A 20,358-nucleotide genomic window follows, 5' to 3' on the forward strand; every position below is an offset into this window, starting at 1 on the left:
CAAGTTTGTTCACAAATATAGCCTTTCAGTAGGAATATCAAAACTAATCGTTTAAATTTTGGTTTTTTTACGTTATTTGCAAAAAAGACCCGTTGAACTACGTTACTGTTGAAAATATTTCGAAATCCTATGGCGAATTAACGCTGTTTGAAAACCTATCTTTTTCCATTCATAAGGATCAAAAAATAGCCTTTGTAGCCAAGAATGGAACGGGTAAGACATCCATTTTAAATATTCTATCAGGAAAAGACACTCCAGATTCCGGGCAGATAATTTTTAGAAATGATATATCAACGGCCTTTTTAGCCCAAGAACCCGAATTGGATAGCAAGTTAACCGTAGAGCGGGCTGTTTTTGATACTAAAAATCCCATACTGGGCATTATTAAAGCCTATGAAAACGCATTGGAAAATCCTGACGACACAGATGCCTATCAAAAAGCTTTTGATAATATGGATAGACACAATGCCTGGGATTTTGAAACTCAATACAAGCAAATATTGTTTCAACTGAAATTGGACAATCTCCAACAAAAAATAAGCACTTTGTCTGGTGGTCAGAAAAAACGTCTGGCCTTGGCCAATGCTCTATTAAAAAAACCTGATTTGTTAATTTTGGATGAGCCCACTAACCATTTGGATCTGGAAATGATTGAATGGCTGGAATCATTCTTTGCCAAAGAACAAATCACCCTGTTTATGGTAACCCATGATCGCTATTTTTTGGAAAGAGTCTGTAACGAAATAATAGAGCTTGACCATGGCGAATTGTATGCCTATAAAGGCAATTACTCTTATTATTTGGATAAACGTCAAGCTAGAATTGAACGCGAAGCTGTTGAAACTGGCAAGGCGAAACAATTGTTTAAAAAAGAATTGGATTGGATGCGTCGCCAACCGAAAGCCCGAACCACCAAATCCAAATCTCGAATTGACGATTTCCACGACATTAAACATCGGGCTCACCAACGCCGAAAAGACCATGAAGTTCAATTGGAACTCAATATGGAACGTTTGGGGAGCAAAATATTGGAACTGCACCATGTTTCAAAACGCTTTAAGGATAAAACCATTCTTGACAAATTTGACTATACCTTTAAAAAAGGAGAGCGGGTTGGCATTATTGGAAAAAATGGCACTGGAAAATCAACTTTTTTAAATATTATTACGCAAAGCATTGAACCAGATTCAGGCAAAGTAATTACAGGTGAAACGGTAAAATTTGGATATTATACGCAAGCGGGAATTACTGTTAAACCTGATCAAAAGGTCATTGAAGTCATTCGAGAATTTGGGGATTACATTCCGCTTAAAAAAGGCAGACAAATTAGTGCCCAACAATTATTGGAACGATTTTTATTTGACAGAAAAAAGCAATATGATTTTGTTGAAAAATTGAGTGGCGGTGAACGTAAACGCCTGTATTTATGCACAGTATTGATACAAAACCCCAATTTTTTAATTTTGGATGAGCCCACTAACGATCTGGATATAGTGACGCTCAACGTTTTGGAAAATTTCTTGTTGGATTTCCCTGGTTGCCTTATTGTAGTATCGCATGACCGCTATTTTATGGATAAAATAGTGGATCACCTATTAGTGTTTCGCGGCAATGGTGTCATTGATGATTTTCCTGGTAATTATTCAGATTTCAGAATTTATGAGGATAGTCAAGAACCTGAAACAGTGGAAACCTCTAAAAAGGATAAAAAACAGTGGAAAAAGGATAGCAACAATGCACTATCCTATAATGAACAGAAAGAATATAAAAACATTGAAAGCAAATTAAATAGTTTAGAATACGACAAAAAAGAACTGGAAAGAGCATTTAACAATTCGGATTTAAATGCTGATCAAGTAACCGAGCTATCACATAAACTTCAGGAAATCATTGACGAGATTGAAGAAAAGGAATTGCGCTGGTTTGAACTCACTTCTAAAATGGAAGATTAAAGATGTGGTATTCTATCTGGTCATACTTCAAATTTTTAATAGCTTCCACTAACCAACATGGCGTACACTCCCCATTTGTTTATGATTTGGTTACCAAATGCTTTTATGACAAAACCAAATATGCTGATTACTCAAAATTAATTGCCTACAGAAATCATCTATTGAGAAATGAAAGCCTCATTTCCTTAACCGATTTAGGGCCTGGGTCAAAAAAAACAAAATCTAATAATCGGCAAATTTCAGAAATTGCCAAAACATCTGGCACATCTTTAAAGCGTAGTAAACTACTTTTTAGATTAGCACAATATCTTAAACCCAATAACATTTTAGAATTAGGGACTTCATTAGGTATTGCCACCAATGCTTTGAACTTAGGGCAACCAAATTCCCAAATTACCACCATTGAAGGCTGTGCCAATATTTCAAACTTTACCAAAAAACATTTTCAAGATTTTGAAAATATTAATTTCCTGACGGGTGATTTTAATGCTTATCTGAATACATTAAAAACGAACGCGTATGACCTGATATTTTTTGACGGCAACCATACCAAAGAAGCCACGTTGCACTATTTTAATGAATTATTACCAACAGCAAATAACAATAGTGTGTTTATTTTTGATGACATTTATTGGTCTAAAGGCATGACAGAAGCATGGGAAACCATCAAACAGCATCCCGAAGTAACAGTTACTATTGATACCTATTTTTGGGGTTTTGTTTTTTTTAGAAAGGAACAAGCTAAGGAGCATTTTAAAATTCGCGTGTAAACGTATTGTTCAATAACAGATAACCGTTAACTTTGTTACTATGAAGATTTATACAAAAACTGGCGATGCTGGAACCACGGCTTTATTTGGTGGCACACGCGTTCCCAAACATCATATTCGTATTGACAGTTATGGCACTGTTGATGAACTAAATTCGCACTTGGGACTGATTCGTGACCAAGACATCCATCAACATTATAAAGACATTATCATTCACATTCAAGATCGTTTATTTACGGTTGGAGCTATCCTGGCAACCGACCCTGAAAAGGCCATTTTAAAAAGCGGTAAGGAGCGCTTAAACATTCCTAAAATTTCCGAGGAAAACATTTCCCATTTAGAAACGGAGATGGATACGATGAATGATGCATTACCCCCTATGACACATTTTGTACTTCCCGGTGGGCATCAAACCGTGTCATTCTGTCACATTGCCCGTTGTGTATGCCGAAGAGCCGAACGTTTGGCTGCCGCGCTCAACGATTTAGAGCCCATAGACCCCTTGGCATTAAAGTATTTAAACCGACTATCAGACTATCTTTTTGTATTGGCACGGAAATTGTCCCATGACTTGCAAGCCGATGAAATTAAATGGATTCCTGAAAAAAAGTAAGTCATCGCCTTTTTGAATTTTGATGCCGTAAAATGGTGCTATTTTACAACGGATTACGGCAAAAAACACGTTCTTATGATTATTGCGTAATAAATTGTTTTTTTTCTTGCCTATTTAAACTAAAAATTTATTTTTGCAAAAAATTAAAACGAATTACAAATGTATTGGACATTAGAATTAGCATCCTATTTAAGTGATGCGCCTTGGCCAGCAACAAAAGATGAATTAATTGACTATTCAATTAGAACGGGAGCACCTTTGGAAGTTGTTGAAAACCTACAATCTATTGAAGACGAGGGTGACTCTTATGAGTCTATTCAGGAAATCTGGCCAGATTATCCAACCGACGAAGATTACCTCTGGAATGAGGATGAATATTAATATTTATTAAGCCTAGAAGAAAGTCTCGTCAGAGGCTTTTTTTGTGTCTAATAATTATTTAATTGATTGATACAACCGTATCTTTGAGAACTCAAATTCTTGAAGACAAAATTATATTTTATAGCTAGCCTTGGAGCTGGTTCAACTTAAACAAACAAACATGAGTTTTTTAAATTCCGTACTAAAGGTATTTGTTGGCGACAAATCCAAACAAGATGTCAGCGCCATCATGCCCATAGTCAAACAAATAAAAACATTTGAAACGGCACTCGAGCAATTATCACATGATGAACTTCGTGCCAAAACAGCCTATTTTAAAGAGAAAATTGCTGAAGCTCGCAAACCCCTTAATGAGAAAATTGACACCTTATTAGAGCAAGCCGAAAACACCGAAGACATTGATGAACGTGAAGACATTTATCTTGAAATAGATAAAATAAAAGATGATGTTTACGCAGTCACTGAAGATGTCTTAAATGATATTCTACCAGAAGCCTTTGCTGTTGTTAAAGAAACAGCCAAGCGTTTTGTGGATAACACACAAATTGCAGTAACTGCCAACACCTTTGACCGTGAAATATCTGGGACTAAAGATTATGTAACCCTTGATAATGACCAAGCTATTTGGGCTAACTCTTGGGATGCCGCTGGGAAACCGATTACCTGGGACATGGTTCACTATGACGTACAGCTTATTGGTGGTATTGCCATGCACCAAGGTAAAATTGCAGAAATGCAAACAGGTGAAGGTAAAACATTGGTTGCTACGTTACCCGTTTATTTGAATGCTTTGGCAGGTCGTGGCGTGCATTTGGTTACGGTTAACGATTACCTTGCTAAACGTGATAGCGCTTGGATGGCACCCATTTTTGAATTCCATGGTTTAAGTGTGGATTGCATTGATTATCACCAACCAAATTCGGCAGCACGTAAAAAAGCTTATTTAGCAGATATCACTTACGGTACCAATAACGAGTTTGGTTTTGACTACTTGCGTGATAATATGGCGCATTCGCCAGATGATTTAGTCCAACGCCCACATCATTATGCCATTGTCGATGAGGTGGATTCAGTTTTGATTGATGATGCACGTACACCATTAATCATCTCAGGTCCAATTCCTCAAGGTGATCGTCATGAATTTACCGAATTAAAGCCAAAAGTTGACGATATTGTTTCTGTTCAAAGAAAATATTTAACGGGTGTTTTGGCGGAAGCTAAAAAATTAATCGCTGATGGAGATACCAAAGAAGGTGGTTTCCAATTATTACGTGTGTATCGTGGGATGCCAAAAAACAAAGCCTTAATTAAGTTTTTAAGTGAGGAAGGTATCAAGCAATTATTACAAAAAACCGAAAACTTCTATATGCAGGATAATAACCGCGAAATGCCCAAGATTGATGCGGAATTATACTATGTCATTGAAGAAAAAAATAATCAAATTGAATTAACCGATAAAGGAATTGAATTCCTATCGGGTAAGGATGATCCGAACTTTTTTGTCATGCCAGAGATTGGTTTGGAAATTGCCAAAATAGAATCGCAAGGCTTATCAAAAGAAGAAGAAGCGAATCTTAAAGAAGAATTATTCAGAGATTTTGGCGTAAAATCAGAGCGCATCCATACCTTAAACCAATTGCTTAAGGCCTATGCTCTTTTTGAAAAGGACATCCAGTATGTGGTTATGGATAATAAGGTCATGATTGTAGATGAGCAAACCGGTCGTATTATGGATGGTCGCCGATACAGTGATGGCCTACATCAAGCAATTGAAGCTAAGGAAAATGTTAAGATTGAAGATGCTACGCAAACTTTTGCTACGGTAACCTTACAGAATTATTTTAGAATGTATCGCAAGCTTTCGGGTATGACTGGTACTGCCGTTACTGAAGCGGGTGAATTCTGGGAAATTTATAAATTGGATGTTGTTGAAATACCAACCAACAAGCCAATTGCCCGTGATGACCGTGAGGATTTAGTTTATAAAACCAAGCGTGAAAAATATAATGCGGTTATTGAAGAAGTTACACAATTATCACAAGCTGGTCGTCCTGTATTGATTGGTACAACATCGGTAGAAATATCTGAATTATTGGGCAAAATGTTGAGTATTCGTAAAATACCTCATAACGTATTGAATGCCAAGCAACATAAAAAGGAAGCGGAAATTGTTGCCGAAGCGGGTAATTCAGGACAAGTAACTATAGCCACTAATATGGCGGGGCGTGGTACGGATATCAAATTATCGGATGCCGTCAAAGAAGCAGGTGGTTTAGCTATTGTTGGTACAGAACGTCATGACTCGCGTCGTGTAGATAGACAGTTACGTGGTCGTGCTGGTCGTCAAGGTGACCCAGGTAGTTCGCAATTCTACGTATCATTGGAAGACAATTTAATGCGCTTGTTTGGTAGTGAGCGTATTGCCAAAATGATGGATAGAATGGGCTTACAAGAGGGTGAAGTGATTCAACATTCCATGATTTCAAAATCGATTGAGCGTGCCCAAAAGAAAGTAGAAGAAAACAACTTTGGTGTACGTAAACGATTATTAGAATATGACGATGTTATGAACGCGCAGCGTGAAGTCGTCTACAAACGTCGTCGTCATGCACTTCATGGGGAACGCTTACGTGTCGATTTGGCAAATATGATTTATGACACGTCTGAAGGCATTGCTGAAAGTAACAAGGCTGCAAATGACTTTAAGAATTTTGAGTTTGAATTGATCCGTTATTTCTCTATGAGCTCACCAATAACTGAAGCTGAATTTGGAAAATTGAGTGCTCAAGAATTAGCAGGAAAAATATATAAAGCTGCCTTTGAACACTATCGTGAAAAAATGACACGCAATGCTGAAATAGCATTCCCAGTCATTAAAAACGTTTATGAAACGCAACGTGATAAATTTAAGCGTATTGTGGTACCTTTTACCGATGGTGTCAAAAACTTGCAAGTTGTTACCGATTTAGAGAAGGCCTACGAAACCAATGGAAAGCAGTTAATCAATGATTTTGAAAAGAATATTACACTGGCAATCGTTGATGACTCTTGGAAAACACATTTGCGTAAAATGGATGAATTGAAACAATCTGTTCAATTGGCCGTTCACGAGCAAAAAGATCCATTATTGATCTATAAATTTGAAGCTTTTGAGTTATTCAAAAGTATGATTGACCAAGTTAACAAAGATGTGATTTCATTCTTGTTTAAAGGGGAATTACCAACAGAAACCCAAAACACTATTCAAGAAGCACGTCAAACCCGTCAGAAGGAAAAATTAGAAACTTCTAAAGAAGAAATACCCAATATGGATGAGCGTGCTGCTCAAAATCGTGCTGCTGGAAATACTCAAAAACAACCAGAGGTTGTTGAAACCATCGTACGTGACAAACCTAAAATTGGTCGTAATGACCGGGTAACTATAAAACACGTGATGAGTGGTGAAAACAAAACCTTGAAATACAAACAAGCAGAACCTTTAATTTCCAAAGGAGACTGGGTATTGGTTGAATAAATTCGTAAACATATTTATCGTAAGAGAAGCCTTGTTCATTCAAGGCTTTTTTTTGCATTTTTTTTCAGCACAGCTAATATTTTTTCCTTACATCGAATAAGTGTTAAATAACTCATTTACTTACTACTGTATCACTAACTTTACGTTAGAATGACCTTTCCAAGAAAATTTTTCGGTTAATAGCATAATTGAAAATTTATAAAAATGACATTCTTTAGAAGCCAACCAAATATGACTCGTAACTTACCCGTTGTTATTTTAATCCTATTGACATTTCTGTCAACAAATAGCAATGCCCAAACCATTAGTTTTGGTTCAACGGGATTGCAAAATGAAAATGTTTTAAATCCTACGTCTTTGGAATTTGGACCAGACGATAGATTATATGTGGCCCAACAAAACGGTATCATTTGGGCTTATACCATAGAACGTGATAATGCCGTTGCCGGTGATGGCACCTACACAGTTATTGACAGTGAAGAAATCACCAATATCCGCTTTGGCATTCCCAATCATGATGACGAGGGAAATTTTAATCCGAGTCAACAACGTTTAATCACAGGTATCATGACAGCTGGGACAGTTGAAAACCCTATTGTATATGTAACCTCATCCGATTACCTTTTGGGTGGTGGTGGCGGTGGAAATGATACCAATTTGGACACTAACTCCAGTATGTTGTCAAAACTTGAAAAAATAGGTGGAGTTTGGGAAAAAACCGATTTAATACGTGGATTACCTCGTTGTGAAGAAAATCATGCCATAAATGGTTTGGATATGTTTGAAAGGGACGGCATCACATATTTATTGATAGTTCAAGGTGGACAAACCAATAAAGGGGCTCCAAGCAACAATTTTGCTGGGACTCCTGAATTTTTTCTTTCAGGTTCCATGTTAATTGTCAACCTAACTCAATTGGAAAGTATGCCTGTGTATACAGATCCAAGAAGCGGTACCAATTACGTGTATGATTTACCAACGTTGAATGATCCAACCCGTTTGGATATAGATAATACACATCCAGAATTTCCTTATCCTGTTGGTCATCCTATGTACAATGCTACCATTGATATTGGTGACCCTTTTGGAGGAAACAATAGCTTAAACCAAGCATTTCCTGAAGATAACAGTCCCATTCAAATTTTTTCGGCTGGATACCGAAATGCCTACGATGTAGTTATTACTGAAAACGGAAAAATATATACTTCCGACAATGGCGCAAATTCTCTTTGGGGCGGTTTACCTAGAATTTATGATAATGCTACGGATACATTTCTTGGTGATGAAAGTACCATAACCTACGACCCTGTTAACCACTACATAAAAAACGAGTTAAATGAAAATGGCAGTACCATTATTCATGACCCCTTACATTATGTAGGAACTATTAACGATGCCAATGAAACCTACTATGGTGGTCATCCAATTCCTATTTTGGCTTTCCCGTCCAGAGCTGGTATTTTTACTTATGAAAAAGTTAATGACTCTTGGGTTGCGACGAATACTTATGATTTAGAATCTTTAATTTTAGGAACGTCTGGTTATTTTAATTCAAGTTTTAGCATTTCCGATTTTCCTGATCGCCCTGAAGTAGGTGAATTTTTAGCTGACGAACCTATAGCAAGCCCCAGAAATAATATTCTAGCTCGTGTCAGTTCTTCTACTAATGGTATAACAGAATATACCGCTTCCAATTTTGGAGGTATCATGCAAGGGAATATTTTAACAGCTTCATTCAATGGTAACATCAATCGTTATGTCTTGAATGAAACTGGCGATGCTGTCACGCTTGAAGAAGCTACTTTTAATGGCTTTGGTAGCTTACCGCTTGATGTTACCGCACAAGGCGATGACGACATTTTTCCGGGAACTGTTTGGGCAGCTACCTATGGCTCTAATAGTGTGACCGTATTTGAACCAACAGATATTAATTGTCTTTTACCTGGTGATGTAGGTTATGATCCCAATGCCGATAGCGACAATGATGGTTACACCAATCAAGATGAAGTTGATAATGATACCAACTCTTGCTCGCAAAGTAGCAAACCTAAAGATAATGATGGTGATTTTATTTCAGATTTAAATGATCCTGATGATGATAATGATGGTATTTTAGATGTCAATGATGCCTTTGCTCTGGATCCTGATAATGGTACCACAACCAATCTGCCTATTGACTATCCATTTTGGAATAATGATCCCGGAACAGGTTTCTTTGGTCTTGGCTTCACAGGATTAATGCTTGCCCCTAATGGGACAACAGATTATCTAACACAATTTCAAGAAGCGGGTGTTTCGTTTGGAGGTGCAGCTGGAAAAGCTACTGTAGATGATGTTACAGGAGGTGATGCTTTTGGCTCCCTAAACAATCAGGATTATGGTTTTCAATTTGGTGTTAATGTTGACTCAAATTCCAATCCTTTTACCGTTCATACGGAAATCGAATCGCCTTACTTTGGTTCAAATGGTTCTCAAAATACGCCCGTTGATTACCAATCATATGGAGTTCAAGTTGGTACTGGCGACCAAGACAACTATCTAAAGTTGGTATTTATGAATGGAATTTTGAATGCCGACACCTTATATGGATTGCAAGTAGTTTTAGAAGATAGCGGTGTTGTGACCGTTAATGAAAGCTATGACATTCCCAATATCATAAACTCCAGTGCCATTAATCTCTATATTTCTATAGACCCCGCAAGTAATACTGCACAACCGTTTTACTCTATTAATGGTGGAGAAACTCTAAACCTTTTAGGCTTACCAATCCCTTTACCTAATAGTTTTTTGGATGACTCTGATAACCAAGGACTGGCAGTTGGTATGATTTCAACATCTCGTAGTGACACCACACCAAATCCATTCACCGCAACCTGGGATTATATTGAAGTTTATGAAAATTTAGATGGTGTACTTTCTATTGACCCTGATCCATTAGATTTTGGATTAACACCAGTTAACAACTCACAACGTACAAAGTATGTAACGCTTAATAATGAGGGTGGACCAACTGATACTACAATTAGTATTACCGCTTTAAATTTTCTGGGAACAGATTCCAATTTATTCTCAAGTGACTTTGAATTGCCTTTCAACTTAAGCCCTGGATCATCTGTTAAAGTACCTATTGATTTTAGCTCAGATCAAATATTAGGAGAAAAAACGGCTTCATTAGAAGTCATGCACAGTGGTGCCAATTCACCTGTTACAAGTCAGTTAACTGGTGAATTAACGGATATTTTTACTCCAATTGTTCGTATTAATTCTGGCGGTGTTATGGTTCCTGCATCTGATGGAGGTCCTGAATGGGAAGATAATACCAGTGATACAGGTAATTCTTATGTAGTTACATCAGGCTCTCCGTTTACCATTAGCTATATTGATTATGAGAATCGGGATGTTTCCATTCCTGATTACATTAGCCAAGCAGAATATGAAGAATTAATGCGTTGTGAATTAAGTACCAATGATCACGATTTCCCAGTAACCTATTCTATTAGCCTTCCTAATGGATTTTATATTGTCAACTTATATTTTGCGAATTTGTATAATGGTACGTCTGAAGCTAACGAGCGCATTTTTGATGTCAATATAGAAAACCAAAGGGTTATCGAGAAATTTGATCCATCTAAAGAATTTGGACACAGGGTTGCTGGTATGGTTCAAACTAATGTAGAAATCACTGATGGTGACATGGATATCCAATTTTTATTTGAATTACAAAACCCCATAATAAATGCTATTGAAATTTTAGGTATAACCTATCCACCACTTAATCTGATGCCGATTGCAGATAGATCAGACTGCGAATTTGAAGTATCCGATTTTCAAGCAATTGGTTCAGGAGGTAATCCTGCCGATAATTTGGTGTATTCCATAAGTGGCCAACCTTTAGGTATTGATATAGAACCAACCAACGGACTGATTTTTGGTGTTATTGATGAAACTGCTGTTACAGGCGGGCCTAATAATGATGGTATTCATGAAGTTACCGTTACTGTAAGCAAACCGGGAAGTTTGGATGTCTCTACTGACTTTATTTGGACCGTAGTTGATGATATTGTAGCTCCTGAAATAACCTGCCCTGATACTCTTATTGAGGCAGTATCTTTGGGTACTACCGAAGCTTTTGTAAGCATCGTTGATCCTTTAGTAACTGATAACTGTGAAAGCGAAATTGATTTAGTTGGAACACGGTCAGATGGATTGGAATTGACTGATGCTTTTCCTTTAGGCGATACAACAATCACCTGGATTGCAACAGATGCTTCTGGTAATATTTCCGATTCTTGTGAACAAATAGTTACAGTAGAAATTCCCGAATTTACATTACAACTAAATGTCAGTCTTCAAGGGCGATCTGATTACAGTGGTAATTATGATATTAATCTGTATAGTTTGGGTGATTTAGCAACACCGTCATACACTTTTAATGCTACAGCCAATGCTTTGGGCGAAATTGGATTACCAAGCTCTATAAGCCAAGGAGAATATAAGGCATTGGTCAAACACCCCATGTATTTACAACGTGTTAAAACCATTAATGTAACTGAAAACACGGTTGAGACATACAGCGATGCCTTATTAGCAGGTGATGTAAATAACGACAATGTTGTCAATATCTTTGATTTAGGAATATTTTCTGGCACTTATAATTTAAGTTCAGGAGATACGGGATTTGATGCACGTGCCGATTTTGACAATAATTTAATCATTAACATATTTGATTTAGGCTTATTTTCAGGTAATTATCAATTATTTGGAGAAACCCAAAACGACTAAAAAACCAATCATGGATTCATTAAAAAAACTTATTACAGTAATCGTAGTTCTGCTTTTTTCAACAGCATTTTTATCGGCTCAATCGGTTGATTTAGTCGCGAGTGTGGATCAAATGCCTCCATTCACCAATGGACAAACGTTTAACTATTCGATTACTTCAACAGGCAGTCCCTATAATGCATTACGAATTAAATTGGAATACAATCCCAGCGTGTTACAACTGAATAGCCTCACACCTGTTTATGCATTTGATTTTACGCCCGTGAATGATATTAGTACGCCTGGACTCGTAAAGTATGAAGCAGCCAGTCTTTCTGGAAACATTACAACCGATGAAGTCATTTTCACAATTGAATTTGAAGTCCTTGATAGCAACCAAGCTATTTCTATTGCTCATAATTATGATGCCGTTGATGGGACTGTTGTAGTCAATAGTGGTGGTAACGATATTTTAGGAACTGCTAATGACATTTTGTTGGAAACTTTAGGTGTGACCCAAAACAACCTCATGACGTTTTCGATTTATCCGAATCCGGCAAATAACTTTATTACAATCAAAAATAATGGCGAGGCTGTTATTGAATCCGTTGCAATTTATACCATAGAAGGAAAAATGGTTTTAAACACCGACATGACGGATTTACAAAAAACTGATCAAAGTATTTCAGTTGATGTTTCCTCCTTAAAAAACGCCTTGTACTTTATGGATATTTTTAATGATAATGGACATAAAAAAACCTACAAAGTTTTAGTTTCCCATTAAGCCAATCTTAATAATAAATTTGGGTCTGGGCAATTGGTCTGATAGTATGTAACGTTTGATTGGCTGCAAACCCCAGGGTAATCACCATGATAATTTTCGATATCAATTATTATCTGAAAATGAAGATGTGGTGCATAATCACCATTAACAGCCGATGATCCCAAAGTTCCTAGATGTTCTCCTGCTTTACACATCTGCCCAATCTTTATATTTTTGATTGATTCCATGCTCAAGTGCCCATAAAGTGTATGAAATACAAACCCATGGATTTCATGCTTTAAAATTATGGTCGGACCATAATCACCAAAATTAGTATTGTTGGCATAGCTATGGATCACGCCATCCAATGGTACAAAAATAGGACTCCCAACTGTCGTCCATAAATCAATCCCTAAATGGATATTGCGTTCTGAATCCGAGTGGGCCGCATTAAAATGATAACTGCGTTTATAAATATTGCGTTTTTCTAAATAGCCACCAAAAGCTACCTGAGCGTTTCTTTCTTGACAATAATTAGTAATATAGGCTTCCCAGGTAACAGCAGTTTCTAAATTGAATGAGTCCAGATCATGGTTATTGACCGATAAATCAATGGAAACATATTTTTGAATTGGAATGGCTTTGTCTAATACAAAGCATGGATTTGGGCTTAAAGAAGATATAGTGGATAGGAAATCATGTGACATGCCATTGGGTTATAAGAACCCAAATATAACAATCTATTCCATGACAACTTTACTGTAACGTGCATTTATAGCAATAGTCTTGTTGCTATTCATACTTCCCAAATTAAATGAAGATACCTGATTGCTTTCCTTATTTTTTGGATGGAATAATCTTGAATTTTTGCCATGATATTGTAAGTTAAAATCAACATTTGGCAACTTGATAGCGGCATTACTATTGTCTAAAGTAATATTAAGATTATTAAAATCATCAGATACACTATGAACCGTCAAATCGCCAAAACTTCCAGTTAGAATAGCATTTCCCGATAGTTTATCAACTCCAATACTGGATGAATTAGAATTTAGGACCAAGCCATTGACATCTTGTAAAATAGCATTCTCAACAAAACTCAATTTCAGGGTACCCAACTGCCATTTTTTAATAAATACAGATCCATAGGAAGCATTGACGGAGGTTTTTTCTCCGTCAATACTATTTGCCAAAAATGTAGCATGGTTTAAATCAGCCTTCAGATTATTGATTACAGATGATACTTTTAGCTCACCATGTCTGACATTTAAATTTAATTTAGCCTTTTTGGGTATTTTAATTTTAAGGGTCTTTTTAACATTCAAGTTTTTTGAAGTTTGAGATTCAAATAGGATGCGTTGGACCTCCTCATTCTCCATGGCACGCTCCTCAAGTACTTTAGCTTGTTCTTCCCAAACTTTGGCTTGTTCTTCCATTTGCTTACCAAACTCATCTCCCCATTTTTCCATGCTTTTTCCAAATTCTTCTCCGAACTCTTCTCCCCATTTTTCCATACTCTTTCCGAATTTTTCACCAAACTCCTCACCCCACTTTTCCATGTCCTTACCGAAACTTTCACCAAACTCTTCGCCAAATTTTTCACCCCAAGCTTCCATTTCTTTTTCATATTTTGCCAAGGCTTCAGAATCTACAGATTTTGCCCAATCTTCCATTTTTTTTGCATAGGCCTCCCCATATTTTTCAGCATATTCGTCACTCCATTTGTCCATGTATGCTTCACCCTCCTTTTCATACCTGTCAAAATCGAAGCTCACAGCATCCATACCTTCTGGTAAGTCTGGTAATTTAGGCATCTTTGGCATTTTGGGCATTTTAGGCATATTGGCCAAGTCCATGGATTCCAGTAATTTGTCCACCATTGGCATGACTGGGATATCGGCAAGTTCCAGTTCAAGATCTTGCAGTGCATCCAATGATTGCAATTCAAATAAAGTTGACGGTTCAGACCATGATAGGCCATCAGAATTTGATGAAATGATGATGCGATCTTTTGAACCATCAACACTTACTCGCCAGTTGTCCAAATGCTTTTTAAGTTCATCCTTGCTTAAAACATTACTTTCAACATAGGCTTCAATTTCAATAATGTCTTTATTCCAGGTGTCAATTTCAATATTGGTATAACTCGTATTCAAGTCAATGTTCACGTTATCATTGACGTTCACTGACTGTGAAATTTTATCTAACTTTTGTTGAGCTGTCAGACTCAAACAAAAGCATAGAAGGATCATATTTAAGATTTTATTTTTCATGTTATTTTATTTTACGCTGTTGTTCGTTTTTGATCTGATTGTGAATTGTTTAATGTGTTTAATTGTTCTTTAAGACGATACATAAGATTTAAACGAAGCTTTAAATTGGTAATCAAAGCGTTAACCGTTAACTCATTAGGCCCAGAATTGGTTAATTCCATAGAGAGATTTTTATACTCCTTGTTCAATTCAGCTAACTGGCTTAAATAACCGTCAATGAGCTCTTTGTTTTCAGGAGTTAGTTTGACTTTGGACAACTCATAATTGATACTGGCCAAATAATAGTCTTCAACCTTTTTTAAATCGGGTGAAATATCACCTAAGGACTTGGTATCTGGTTGTGTTGTATTAGTATCTGCTACTTGTGTAGGTGTGTCTAGATTATCAACTTTAAAATAATTATAGGCTCCAAAGCTCAACCCTAAAACAATAACCACACTCGCCGCTATTTGTAACCAAGACCACGATTTTTCTTCATGAAGGGGTAACTCCGCATCTAATTTCTTCAGAAATCGCGCTTCATGTCCTTCTGGCATTTTCCCTTGGGTTTTGCTACTATCGTTCTTAATCAAATCTCTAATATCTTGTGCCATTTTTTTTGTTTTTTAACAGTTCTTGCAATTTTACTTTTCCTCTGTATAGCTGTGTTCTTGAAGCCACTTCAGAAATGTCCAATATTTCAGAAATTTCCTGATGATCATAGCCTTCAATTAAATAAAGCATGACAACATATCGATACTTTTCTGAAAGTGTATTGATCGCCTGTTTTACTTCATCGACTGTTACAGCATCGTCTACCAACCATTTGTCTTCATAACTGGTATCAACAACTTTTAGGTGCACCTCTTCCAATTCAACTAAACGTTGTTTGTTGGCTTTTAAGGTGTCAATACTGGTGTTTATGACAATTCGTTTTAACCAAGCGCCAAAAGTCACTTCAGCATTGTATTGATGTAATTTCGTAAAGGCTTTTATAAAAGCATCCTGAACAACATCTTCGGCTTCAGCATCGTTTTTCATAAACCGTTTAGCCACAATATACATCCCATTGCAGTACTGGTTGTATAACTGCATTTGCGCTTTACGGTCATTGGTTTTGCATTTTTCAATAATGTCTGTTTGAAACATGCTTTACTTTTGGTTTTTGATTAGTTCAACTTAAAGACGATAAAAAAAATCTAATGTTGCAAAAAGATATTTATTTTTTTAAATTAATACTATTGGTCAAAAAAAAATGTTTTGTATTTTATTAGATACAGCAATTGCGGTATCTTTAATCCATAAAAATTTCAGAATTAGATGAATAAATTATTTAAGTGGTTTTTCGGTTTCCTTTTACTGGTTGCAATTGGTCTCTTCTGCTATTCCTATTTTGATGATGATAGCCTGTTAAAGCCCAGAAAAAGTCCAATTGATACAGTGTCATTAGCTCAAAATGACTTACAAATGGATATCGTATACAACAGACCCTATAAACGAGGTAGGGAAATTTTTGGCGGATTGGTACCCTATAAAGTGGTTTGGCGTACAGGTGCCAATGAAGCAACCACATTCAAAACGAACAAACCCCTAAAAATCAATAATGACTCACTTCCTGCAGGAAAATATACGCTTTGGACAATACCCAATGATTCTACCTGGCAAGTAATGTTTAATACCAAGCAATATTCCTGGGGTGTTGATACTGAAATGAAAGCCATGCGTGAGCCTGAATTTGATATCATTAATATGACCGTACCTGTTCAGCATATAGACAAGTCTATTGAGCAGTTCACAATTGGTTTTGATAGCACTTTAGATCATTTAGCACTAACCATGGTTTGGGATCAAACCAAAATAGCAGTACCATTAAATACGTTTGACTAAAAAAAAGCCACATACATCAGCTTTACATGAACGTGCAGGTATTTCAGATTCTGAAATCACGAATTTGCAGGCTATTGACAAAATCAAACAAAAGCGTCAATCACAACCATCATCTGAAACCTTAATTTCAAATATCTTAAAGGGTGATATTACGGCATTAAGTCGCGCCATTACACTTATTGAAAGTAAAAATCCGCAACATTCAAACACAGCTCATAACATTATAACGGGCTGTTTACCCTTTACAAATAAATCTACACGAATTGGGATAACTGGAGTACCTGGTGTTGGAAAGAGTACCTTTATAGAATCGTTTGGTAAGTATCTTTCAAAACTCGGAAAAAAAATTGCTGTGTTAGCCATTGATCCAAGCAGTTCTGTGACTAAAGGCAGTATTTTAGGCGACAAGACCCGTATGGAAGATTTAGTAAAAGACACAAATGTCTTTATAAGACCTTCACCCTCGGGAGAAACCTTGGGTGGTGTCGCTCGGAAAACACGTGAAACTATTATACTATGTGAGGCGGCAGGTTTTGATACCATTATCATAGAAACTGTAGGAGTTGGGCAAAGTGAAACTACCGTAAATGATATGGTAGATTTCTTTTTACTTTTAAAATTGGCAGGTGCCGGTGATGAGTTACAGGGTATTAAACGGGGGATTATTGAAATGGCCGACACCATAGCGATTAACAAAGCTGATGGTGACAATTTAAAAGCGGCCAAATTAGCAAAGGTTGAATTTAGTAGAGCGCTACATTTGTATCCCAAGAAATCATCCGGATGGCAACCCAATGTCATGCTATGTAGTGCCTTAAAAAATGATGGTATTGACGCTATTTGGAGTAATATTGAAGCTTATTTACAGTTGACAAAAGAAAACGGTTATTTTTCAAAACGACGCCAAGAACAAAATAAGTACTGGTTAATCCAAACCATCAAGGAGCAATTACATCTAGCTTTCTTTGAAAATCCCGCTATAAAAAAAGCCTTAACAGAGCAATTACATCTGATAGAACAAAACAAAACGACACCATTTGCCGCTGCTGATTATCTCCTTAATTTAAAAACTGGTCTATAGAAAGTTTTCTTTGTACCAAGCCACCTGCTTCTTAACGCCATCAACTAAAGAAGTTTCAGGGTTGTAATCCAATAATTTTATCGCTTTATCAATATTCGCTTTGGTGCGCCATTGATCTCCAGCTCTGGCAGCAACATGATCTATTTTAATGGTCATACCCATAACTTCCTCGACGGCATCAATACCTTCTTGTGTGGTATGCTCAATCTCTGTCCCCAGGTTAATAACTTCGCCATTTACCAATGTTTCCTTACCAATAACACTCACTATTCCATCTACAATGTCATCAACATATGTAAAACTTCGTAAATGTCTGGCACTTCCTTCATATAAAGGAAAAGCTTCATTATTAAAACCACAGGCTATGAGTTTGGTATACATTTTTTCAGGACGCTCCCTTGGCCCAAAAACGGAATACAAGCGCAATGAACAAGCTGGCATTTGCTTTTCACGACTTTTTTGAAGTACTAATTGTTCGGCTGCCAATTTGGTAACACCATAGTGCGAAGCGGGTTTAGGTGCCATATCTTCCGGAAAAGTGGCCTCTAAACCATATATTGAAGAGGTTCCAATATTGACAAATAATTTTAAATCCTGAAGCTGTAACGCGTAATCAATTAAATTTTTGGTAGCAATAATATTATTGGAAAAATAATCCTCAAAACTTGAAGACGCTGAAATACCTGGTTGAGCTGCAAAATGAAAGATATATTGGATATCTTCCGGTAACTCGTTTATTAAATCTGCAGTTCGCAAATCAATTTTAAGAACTTCGATTCCTTGATTCTTAAGGGCAGATTCATTCAACTTCTTTAATTCTTCACTATAGTAAGGTGAAAAATTATCGAGTCCAACCACGTCATGACCCAATTGCTTTAAACGTTCCGACGTATGCGATCCAATAAATCCTACAGCTCCTGTAACCAGTATTTTCATAAATCTATATTCTGTTACAAAGAAACATTTTTTTTCTGTAAGATTGGAATTCCACTAAAAAGAATACATTTGTATAACCAACACATTCAATATGGCTTACGATTTTACAATCATTGTACCTGTGTATAATGAGGAAGACAACTTACTTCGTGTTGAAAAAGAGCTTTTAGAATACTCCAAAATAGCTTCCAAAAAAACAAAGATTCTTTTCGTTAATGATGGTTCAAAAGACACTAGTCAGGCGATTATGGAAACAATATGTGAGCGACAGGAAAATTTCAGTTATATCAGTTTTGCTGAAAATCGTGGGTTAAGTGCTGCCATCAAAGCAGGCTTTGATTACGCCAATACCGAATTGGTAGGGTATATCGATTCCGATTTACAGACGGCTCCCGAAGACTTTAATTTACTTCTGGAGTACATTGGTGAATACGATTTAGTGACAGGCGTTAGAGCCAATAGAAAAGATTCCTTTGTAAAAAATATGTCTTCAACTATTGCTAATGGTATTAGAAGAGCATTTACCCATGATGGTATGGATGACACAGGCTGTCCGTTGAAAGTCATAAAAACAGAATATGCCAAACGCATTCCTATGTTTAAAGGACTTCACCGATTTTTGCCTGCTATGATTTTACTGCAACATGGTAAAATTATTCAAATTCCCGTTCAGCATTTTCCGCGAATTGCCGGTCAGGCTAAATTTGGGCTTTGGAACAGATTGATAGGCCCATTAATGGATTGTTTTGCCTATTTATGGATGAAGAAAAAGTACATTAATTATTCTGTTGCAAAACAAAGCGAATGAGTAACTGGATAATATATAGTATCGGGTTTTTTGCCCAAATCCTTTTCTCTTCTCGTTTAATAATTCAATGGCTATATTCAGAAAAACATAAACGTGTCATAACCCCAACTATATTTTGGACCTTAAGTTTAATTGCCTCACTCCTATTGTTCATTTATGGTTATTTACGTGATGATTTTGCCATCATGCTGGGTCAGGGACTGACTTATTTTATCTACATCCGTAATTTGCAATTGCAGAATGAATGGGAAAAATTTCCTAAATGGCTACAATGGTTCATTTTATTGATGCCAACTTTTGTCATTATTTATTATTTCAATAACAACACCATTGACGTAGAGAAATTATTTAAAAATGAAGCCATCCCATTTTGGCTATTAAGTTTGGGTATCGTTTCACAAGTGGTATTTACCTTGCGTTTTGTTTACCAATGGCTATATTCAGAAAGGCAAAAACAATCTTCCTTGCCTTTTGGATTTTGGTTATTGAGTTTGGCAGGTTCCATCCTCATTTTAATTTATGCCATTTTCAGAAAAGACCCTGTATTGTTTACTGGTCATGTTTTAGGAGCCATTATTTATATTCGAAATTTAATTTTAATTCATAAAGATGCTAGCCGGCCTCATTAAAAAATATCCCA

Annotated in this window: 16 protein-coding genes; 11 read left to right on the forward strand and 5 right to left on the reverse strand. The window is 36.5% G+C overall.

The features are described from left to right. The first annotated feature begins 92 nt into the window (after nucleotides 1-92). The 7 genes from ACKXGU_RS03995 to ACKXGU_RS04025 all read left to right on the forward strand — a co-directional run bounded on the left by ACKXGU_RS03995 (nucleotide 93) and on the right by ACKXGU_RS04025 (nucleotide 12,775). Nucleotides 93-1,952, forward strand: coding sequence for an ABC-F family ATP-binding cassette domain-containing protein (locus ACKXGU_RS03995; RefSeq protein WP_463466774.1), 1,860 nt, complete (start codon nucleotides 93-95; stop codon nucleotides 1,950-1,952). Between the two features lie 2 nt (nucleotides 1,953-1,954). Continuing rightward, complete coding sequence (locus ACKXGU_RS04000) at nucleotides 1,955-2,722, forward strand: O-methyltransferase (protein WP_463466775.1); 768 nt, start codon at nucleotides 1,955-1,957, stop codon at nucleotides 2,720-2,722. Nucleotides 2,723-2,762: 40 nt separating this feature from the next. Continuing rightward, a complete protein-coding gene (locus tag ACKXGU_RS04005) occupies nucleotides 2,763-3,335 on the forward strand; it encodes a cob(I)yrinic acid a,c-diamide adenosyltransferase (RefSeq protein WP_463466776.1) in 573 nt (190 codons plus the stop codon). Between the two features lie 159 nt (nucleotides 3,336-3,494). Further along, nucleotides 3,495-3,716, forward strand: coding sequence for a DUF2795 domain-containing protein (locus tag ACKXGU_RS04010; RefSeq protein ID WP_008637498.1), 222 nt, complete (start codon nucleotides 3,495-3,497; stop codon nucleotides 3,714-3,716). Between the two features lie 160 nt (nucleotides 3,717-3,876). After that, the gene (secA, locus tag ACKXGU_RS04015; RefSeq protein ID WP_463466777.1) at nucleotides 3,877-7,230 is read left to right on the forward strand and encodes a preprotein translocase subunit SecA; all 3,354 of its coding nucleotides are present in this window, start codon (nucleotides 3,877-3,879) and stop codon (nucleotides 7,228-7,230) included. Nucleotides 7,231-7,461: 231 nt separating this feature from the next. Further along, nucleotides 7,462-12,012, forward strand: coding sequence for a malectin domain-containing carbohydrate-binding protein (locus ACKXGU_RS04020; protein WP_463466778.1), 4,551 nt, complete (start codon nucleotides 7,462-7,464; stop codon nucleotides 12,010-12,012). A 10-nt stretch (nucleotides 12,013-12,022) separates the two neighbouring features. Next, nucleotides 12,023-12,775, forward strand: a complete 753-nt coding sequence (locus tag ACKXGU_RS04025) for a T9SS type A sorting domain-containing protein (RefSeq protein ID WP_463466779.1) — start codon at nucleotides 12,023-12,025, stop codon at nucleotides 12,773-12,775. Here the strand turns inward: ACKXGU_RS04025 and ACKXGU_RS04030 are convergent. The 4 genes from ACKXGU_RS04030 to ACKXGU_RS04045 are packed head-to-tail and all read right to left on the reverse strand — an operon-like array spanning nucleotide 12,772 to nucleotide 16,155. Then, nucleotides 12,772-13,461, reverse strand: a complete 690-nt coding sequence (locus ACKXGU_RS04030; RefSeq protein WP_463466780.1) for a peptidoglycan DD-metalloendopeptidase family protein — start codon at nucleotides 13,459-13,461, stop codon at nucleotides 12,772-12,774. The genes ACKXGU_RS04025 and ACKXGU_RS04030 overlap by 4 nt on opposite strands. A gap of 33 nt (nucleotides 13,462-13,494) precedes the next feature. Further along, nucleotides 13,495-15,027: a YggN family protein gene (locus ACKXGU_RS04035; protein ID WP_463466781.1), complete on the reverse strand. Its 1,533-nt coding sequence runs from the start codon at nucleotides 15,025-15,027 to the stop codon at nucleotides 13,495-13,497. 11 nt (nucleotides 15,028-15,038) lie between these two features. Beyond that, nucleotides 15,039-15,620, reverse strand: coding sequence for a hypothetical protein (locus ACKXGU_RS04040; protein WP_463466782.1), 582 nt, complete (start codon nucleotides 15,618-15,620; stop codon nucleotides 15,039-15,041). Further along, nucleotides 15,604-16,155: an RNA polymerase sigma factor gene (locus ACKXGU_RS04045; protein WP_103053064.1), complete on the reverse strand. Its 552-nt coding sequence runs from the start codon at nucleotides 16,153-16,155 to the stop codon at nucleotides 15,604-15,606. The genes ACKXGU_RS04040 and ACKXGU_RS04045 overlap by 17 nt, the downstream gene beginning before the upstream one ends. A 171-nt stretch (nucleotides 16,156-16,326) precedes the next feature. Between ACKXGU_RS04045 and ACKXGU_RS04050 the strand changes: the two genes are divergently transcribed. Together ACKXGU_RS04050 and meaB are read left to right on the forward strand one after the other, a co-directional pair. Next, a complete protein-coding gene (locus ACKXGU_RS04050; protein WP_463466783.1) occupies nucleotides 16,327-16,893 on the forward strand; it encodes a DUF2911 domain-containing protein in 567 nt (188 codons plus the stop codon). Then, entirely contained in the window at nucleotides 16,886-17,974 is a 1,089-nt protein-coding gene (gene meaB / locus ACKXGU_RS04055; protein ID WP_463466784.1) for a methylmalonyl Co-A mutase-associated GTPase MeaB, read from the forward strand. Before ACKXGU_RS04050 ends, meaB begins: the two co-directional genes overlap by 8 nt. On the opposite strand, the gene ACKXGU_RS04060 is transcribed toward meaB, so the two are convergent. Next, complete coding sequence (locus tag ACKXGU_RS04060) at nucleotides 17,969-18,910, reverse strand: NAD-dependent epimerase/dehydratase family protein (RefSeq protein WP_463466785.1); 942 nt, start codon at nucleotides 18,908-18,910, stop codon at nucleotides 17,969-17,971. The two genes, meaB and ACKXGU_RS04060, sit on opposite strands and share 6 nt — an antisense overlap. A gap of 91 nt (nucleotides 18,911-19,001) precedes the next feature. On the opposite strand from ACKXGU_RS04060, the gene ACKXGU_RS04065 reads away from it, so the two are divergent. Together ACKXGU_RS04065 and ACKXGU_RS04070 are read left to right on the forward strand one after the other, a co-directional pair. Continuing rightward, complete coding sequence (locus ACKXGU_RS04065; protein ID WP_463466786.1) at nucleotides 19,002-19,718, forward strand: glycosyltransferase family 2 protein; 717 nt, start codon at nucleotides 19,002-19,004, stop codon at nucleotides 19,716-19,718. Next, nucleotides 19,715-20,347: a lipid-A-disaccharide synthase N-terminal domain-containing protein gene (locus ACKXGU_RS04070; RefSeq protein ID WP_463466787.1), complete on the forward strand. Its 633-nt coding sequence runs from the start codon at nucleotides 19,715-19,717 to the stop codon at nucleotides 20,345-20,347. The genes ACKXGU_RS04065 and ACKXGU_RS04070 overlap by 4 nt, the downstream gene beginning before the upstream one ends. Nucleotides 20,348-20,358 lie beyond the last annotated feature (11 nt).

This window comes from Hanstruepera sp. CR43, from assembly GCF_055227665.1.

Bases quoted from the DNA above. Each gene is read 5' to 3' on its own strand.
- ACKXGU_RS04000 (WP_463466775.1), top strand. From the start codon at position 1,955: ATGTGGTATTCTATCTGGTCATACTTCAAATTTTTAATAGCTTCCACT.
- ACKXGU_RS04005 (WP_463466776.1), top strand. From the start codon at position 2,763: ATGAAGATTTATACAAAAACTGGCGATGCTGGAACCACGGCTTTATTT.
- ACKXGU_RS04010 (WP_008637498.1), top strand. From the start codon at position 3,495: ATGTATTGGACATTAGAATTAGCATCCTATTTAAGTGATGCGCCTTGG.
- secA (WP_463466777.1), top strand. From the start codon at position 3,877: ATGAGTTTTTTAAATTCCGTACTAAAGGTATTTGTTGGCGACAAATCC.
- ACKXGU_RS04020 (WP_463466778.1), top strand. From the start codon at position 7,462: ATGACTCGTAACTTACCCGTTGTTATTTTAATCCTATTGACATTTCTG.
- ACKXGU_RS04025 (WP_463466779.1), top strand. From the start codon at position 12,023: ATGGATTCATTAAAAAAACTTATTACAGTAATCGTAGTTCTGCTTTTT.
- ACKXGU_RS04030 (WP_463466780.1), bottom strand. From the start codon at position 13,461: ATGTCACATGATTTCCTATCCACTATATCTTCTTTAAGCCCAAATCCA.
- ACKXGU_RS04035 (WP_463466781.1), bottom strand. From the start codon at position 15,027: ATGAAAAATAAAATCTTAAATATGATCCTTCTATGCTTTTGTTTGAGT.
- ACKXGU_RS04040 (WP_463466782.1), bottom strand. From the start codon at position 15,620: ATGGCACAAGATATTAGAGATTTGATTAAGAACGATAGTAGCAAAACC.
- ACKXGU_RS04045 (WP_103053064.1), bottom strand. From the start codon at position 16,155: ATGTTTCAAACAGACATTATTGAAAAATGCAAAACCAATGACCGTAAA.
- ACKXGU_RS04050 (WP_463466783.1), top strand. From the start codon at position 16,327: ATGAATAAATTATTTAAGTGGTTTTTCGGTTTCCTTTTACTGGTTGCA.
- ACKXGU_RS04060 (WP_463466785.1), bottom strand. From the start codon at position 18,910: ATGAAAATACTGGTTACAGGAGCTGTAGGATTTATTGGATCGCATACG.
- ACKXGU_RS04065 (WP_463466786.1), top strand. From the start codon at position 19,002: ATGGCTTACGATTTTACAATCATTGTACCTGTGTATAATGAGGAAGAC.
- ACKXGU_RS04070 (WP_463466787.1), top strand. From the start codon at position 19,715: ATGAGTAACTGGATAATATATAGTATCGGGTTTTTTGCCCAAATCCTT.